This is a genomic window from Actinosynnema sp. NPDC059797 (assembly GCF_042732085.1).
Taxonomy (GTDB): Bacteria; Actinomycetota; Actinomycetes; order Mycobacteriales; family Pseudonocardiaceae; genus Actinosynnema.
The window spans coordinates 1-2,789 of record NZ_JBHWIE010000607.1 but is presented as its reverse complement, the minus strand read 5'-3'; the positions used below and the strand labels follow the sequence as shown (position 1 = coordinate 2,789).

The 2,789-nt window shown below is 76.8% G+C and carries 3 protein-coding genes; 2 read left to right on the top strand and 1 reads right to left on the bottom strand.

Annotated elements, in window-relative coordinates; genetic code table 11:
- A partial coding sequence (locus ACFV4N_RS42365; protein WP_499678343.1) for a lipase family protein occupies nt 1-757 on the bottom strand: 757 nt, incomplete at its 3' end.
- Between the two features lie 339 nt (nt 758-1,096).
- On the opposite strand from ACFV4N_RS42365, the gene ACFV4N_RS42360 reads away from it, so the two are divergent.
- Nucleotides 1,097-2,059, top strand: coding sequence for an alpha/beta fold hydrolase (locus ACFV4N_RS42360; RefSeq protein ID WP_499678342.1), 963 nt, complete (start codon nt 1,097-1,099; stop codon nt 2,057-2,059).
- Nucleotides 2,060-2,123: 64 nt separating this feature from the next.
- Nucleotides 2,124-2,747 (top strand): GntR family transcriptional regulator, encoded by a 624-nt coding sequence (locus ACFV4N_RS42355; RefSeq protein WP_499678341.1) that lies wholly within the window; start codon nt 2,124-2,126, stop codon nt 2,745-2,747.
- Nucleotides 2,748-2,789: the final 42 nt, after the last annotated feature.

Genomic DNA, 2,789 nt, shown 5'->3' with positions numbered 1-2,789 from the left:
GGCCGCCGACGGCCCGGAACATGACGACCAGGGTCGCGGTCCCCGCCACGTCCACCAGCCGGCCGCCCGCCTCGGTGAGCAGGGCGCGGGCGTCGAAGTCCGGGTGGGAGGTGCGCAGTCCCGCGAGCAGGAAGGGCAGCAGCACGGACGTCCGCGCCGCGCCGTCCGCGGTGACCAGGTCGACCAGCAGCGGCAGGTGCACCGGCGGCGCGAGGGCGAGGGTGCCGCGGAAGTCCAGCTCCGGGGCGTGGGCGGCGGCGATCAGGCCGGTGAACAGGGCCGCGTGGCCGCCCTGGGAGAAACCGGCGACGAGCCAGGTGCGGCCGACGTCGGGGTGGAGCAGGCGGGCGGCGCGCACGATGTCCACCACGTCGTCGGCCACGGCCTCGCCGTTGAAGTACGGGTGCGGTCCCGGGGTGGCCAGGCCCTCGTAGTCGGTGGCGGCGACCGCGTAGCCGGCGGCGAGCCAGCGGGCGACGTGCTCCCGTTCGAGCCTGGTCAGCCCGGTGGTGGAGGGCGCGCAGTGGTCGGCGAGGCCGGTGGTGCCGTGGGCGTAGCTGACGACCGGCAGGCCGCCCGGCGGCGCGGGCCGGTCCGGGAGGAAGAGCGAGCCGCTGACCGCGCGCCCGGAGCCGTCGTACCCCATCCCCTGGTAGACGAGGTGGAACGCCTCGGCCGCGTGGTCGGGCCACAGGTCGCGCGGCAGCGGGCGGTGGGCGAGCACCGTGCCGGGTTCAGGTCTCGTGCCGCTGCGCATGGCTCCCTCCCCCGACGACGGTAGTGGGTCTGACCCGGCCGGAGGACGGGTGTCACCCGTCGGTGGCAAGCCCTCGCGCCGGCGCCGCGCCGAGGTCGAGGTCTGGGCCGTCGCCCGGTCGGGTAATCCCCGGGGCGAAGGGAGGTTGTCATGGTCCACCCCGAACCACCCGACCAGCCGTCGATCCCGGTGCCCGAGCCGATCCCCGACCACCCCCGGCCGGAGCCGGGTCCGGGCACCGAGCCGCCGGTCCCCCCCACGCCCGAACCGCCGCCGCCCCGGTGCGGCGCGCGCCCGGGGGGCCCCGGCCCCCGGGCCGCGGCCGGCGATAAGGTGGCGGTGCAGCGCCAGGACAAGGGGGACCACGTGCCGCAGCACCGCGAACTGACCGTCAACGGCTTGAGCGTGCACGTCGCCGAGGAGGGCGAGGGGCCGCTGGTCCTGCTGCTGCACGGCTTCCCGGAGAGCTGGTACTCCTGGCGCCACCAGTTCGAGCCGCTGGCCGCCGCCGGGTACCGGGTGGTCGCGCCCGACCAGCGCGGCTACGGCGGCACCGACCGGCCGGAGGACGTGGGCGCCTACACGATCCTGCACCTCGTCGGCGACGTGGTGGCGCTCATCGCGGCGCTGGGCGAGCGGGAGGCCGTGGTCGTCGGGCACGACTGGGGCGCGCCGGTCGCCTGGCACACCGCGCTGCTGCGGCCCGACCTGGTGCGCGGCGTGGCCGGGCTGAGCGTCGCGCCGACGCCGCGCGGGTCCCGGCCGCCGCTGGTGTCGGCCCGGGAGCACTTCGGCGACGACTTCTACCAGCTGTACTTCCAGCGGCCGGGCGTCGCCGACGCCGAGCTGGCCCGCGACCCGCGCACGACGTTCCGCAAGGCCCTGGTCGGCGCGTCCGGCGACGCCGTGCCGCCGTCCTCGCCCGGCGAGGGCTTCCTCGGCGCGTTCGCCGACCCGGAGGAGCTGCCCGCCTGGCTCACCGAGGCCGACGTCGACGCGTTCGTGGAGCAGTACCGGCGCAACGGCTTCACCGGCGGCTTGAACTGGTACCGCAACATCGACCGCAACTGGGAGCTGACCGCGCCGTGGCAGGGCGCCGTGATCACCCCGCCCGCGCTCTTCGTCACCGGTGACCGCGACCTGGTGCGCGGCTTCTACCCGCCGGACTTCCTCGAGCGCCTGCCCGGCGTCGTCCCGGATCTGCGCGCCGTCCACGACCTCGCCGGGTGCGGGCACTGGATGCAGCAGGAGCGCCCCGACGACGTCAACTCCGCGCTGCTGGAGTTCCTCGCCGGGCTGTGAAAGGCGCCTCAAGGCCCTTCTCCGCCCGGCTACGGCCCAACAGGTTATAAGCCTGGGGGTCGGGGTGTTCCAGACCAAGGCCGAGTTCGCCTACCACGAGGTGCGGCAGCGGGTGCTGACCGGCGCACCGGCGCCGGGCGCGGTGATCAACCAGGGGGCGCCGGCCGAGGAGATCGGCATCAGCACCACCCCGCTGCGCGAGGCGCTCAAGCGGCTCAAGGCCGAGGGCCTGGTCGAGCTGGGCGCGCACCGGGACGCCCGGGTCGCCGAGCAGCGGGCCGAGGAGGCGCGGGACCTGCTGGAGGTGCGGCGCGCGCTCGACCCGCTGGCGGGCAGCGTGCTGCTGGGCACCGCCCACCTGTGCGCCGGGCTGGTGAGCGCGCTGCTGGCGTTGCGCGCGGCGTCGTCGATGGTGTCGCGGCTGCTGCTGGGCCGGTTGGGCGCGGCGCCGGGGCGCAAGCGGCTGCTGGTCGGCAGCGTCGTGCCGGCGGCGCTGGGGGTGGGTCAGCCGCTGACGATGTCGTGGCCGGCCGAGCCCGCGCCGCCGGGCGCCCGCGGCCGGGCGATGTCGCTGCGGCTCACCGGGAACCGGGCGGGGCAGGTGGTCATCCCGGCGGCGGTCGGCGCGGCGGCCGCGGGGCTCGGCGCGGCGGGGGTGCTGGGCGTGACCGCGGTGGCGCCGGCGTGACCGCGGTGGCGCCGGCGTGGACCGGCTTCCTGGCGCGGAAGC